Annotated in this window: 1 protein-coding gene; it reads right to left on the reverse strand. The window is 57.5% G+C overall.

Features of this window, described 5'->3' with window-relative positions; all coding sequences use genetic code 11:
* Positions 1–2,003 (reverse strand): class I SAM-dependent methyltransferase (locus tag AC3WOE_RS30425; RefSeq protein ID WP_492696279.1); only part of this gene is annotated, 2,003 nt, incomplete at both ends.

Here is a 2,003-nt window from a genome sequence, read left to right on the forward strand (position 1 = left end):
GCTGTCTCCAGCAGGTGATGAAAGAGGATGCCCTCTTGCAGTGGGGCCAGCGGGTAGATGTCCTGGACGTTGGCAACTCCACCTGGCACTTGAGACACCAGTTGATCGATCTGCGCCTGCGTGAGTTCGACCAGCGGCAACAGCTCAGGCGTTACCCGCAGGCAGTCGATAGGAATCAGGTTGGCAGGAATCGCGCTCTGCGCTGTCGCGCGGGCCGTCTTGGCGGCCAGCGCAGCCAGGGTGGTGCCTCCAAAAAGATCACTGACCGCCACCTGCAGACCAACAGCGCGCAACCGTGCCATGACGGTCACAGCAAGGAGCGAGTGCCCGCCGAGCTTGAAGAAGTCGTCTTGGCGCCCGACACGCTCCACCTTGAGCACTTGTGCCCAGACGTCAGCAATGGCCTCTTCGATGGGCCCCTGGGGGGCTTCGTAGCTGCTGCGCGCGTAGGCCGCATCGTCAGGTGCGGGCAGCGCCCTGCGGTCGAGCTTGCCGTTGGAGCTCAACGGAAGGCTTTGCAACACTACGAACGCAGAAGGGAGCATGTGCTCCGGCAGGAGATTGCGAAGGAATTCACGGAACTGATTCGCCAAATCAGTGGACTGAGCGACCAGTCGAGGATTGCTCGTGAGCTGAGTACGAGCAGGCCATCCCTCCTTCTTCACAACTTCAATAAAGCTTCGCTTCTTCCCGTCTCGCGTAACGATGGCATGACAAGCATCCGGCGAAACAGAAGGAAACCAAGCAAGTTCCACGTGAAGTCCACGCCGCACCAGGTCGGAAAAGCACTGTGCGCTTGTACGTTTGGTCGTCGCCTCTGGCATGCAAAGCTGATGCAACTCCTCTTGTGACGTCAGCTCTTCGCCTTTCAATCGCGAAACTGCAGATAGTTCGCGTGACAGCTGGCTGTTCTCAACGTACTCAAGCCCGATTGCGCCGCGCTCATCAACCATATGCACAACGCGCTCAACATCGATCAGCCCCCCCTGTAGATCCACCCACGTCACGGCGGGCTCGATCGCTTCGCGGCGGCGAAGTGTGAGCACCACGTCGTAGCGATACATCGTCATTTCGTTCGGGTGTTCCCCAAACTTTGGCGAAATGCGGACTTGCGTGATCTCTGGGTGCTGGGTCTGCAACTGGTAAAACCAAAGAGGATCGACCAGCAATTCCTTCTCGTTGCGGACTCGATGGGACACTCGCTTCCAGAGCGCGTCAGGCGTTACGGAGCCCTCAGCGCGAAATCGCTCTACCGAAAAATGAAAGGCTTCGGCCAGCGAGAAGTTACGAACATCACCGACAAAGATGGACCCTTCACCTTCGATTCGGCCAATCGCCTTTGCTATGACGTCGTGCAGATACTCCACTGACGGGAAGTACTGAACAACAGAATTCAGGATGACGGTATCGAACTGCTCATTGAGCAGATCAATCCGGTGAGCGGGCTCATTTAGCACCTGGGCTGATTTGCACAAGTGTTCGTCATCGCGGATACGACTTGCAAGCAGTTCGGCCGTTCGCGGAGACAGTTCAAGGCCAACATAGCGCTCGCAGTCGCGCGCAACGTTGAGAAGAATCATCCCGGTTCCGCACCCTACCTCCAGCACGCGCCGGGGCTCGCAACGACGAATTCGATACAGCGCGTTGTCCAGCCATTCCTTCATTTCTATGGATGGCACAGGAGTCCGCGTGTAGCTGCTGTTCCAACCGCGGTGATCGAATGCGCCTTGTTCAGTCACCAAACCAATGGCATCGGTTTGATGAGAGTCGAAAACAGGCGCCCAGGCATCGACCAAGCTCTCCACGAGATTCGTGTTCGTCTCAACTTGAGGAACAACATAGGCAATCAAGCGCCCACTGCCGGACGAATCCTTGTCGGCAACGACGACACATTGCTCGACATCGTCTTTCGCGGAAAGCCTCGCTTCGATCTCTCCGAGTTCGATGCGGAACCCTCGGATCTTGACCTGGAAGTCATTGCGACCCAGGTACTCGATGGCCCC

It is taken from the genome of Roseateles sp. FW305-36 (assembly GCF_058787015.1).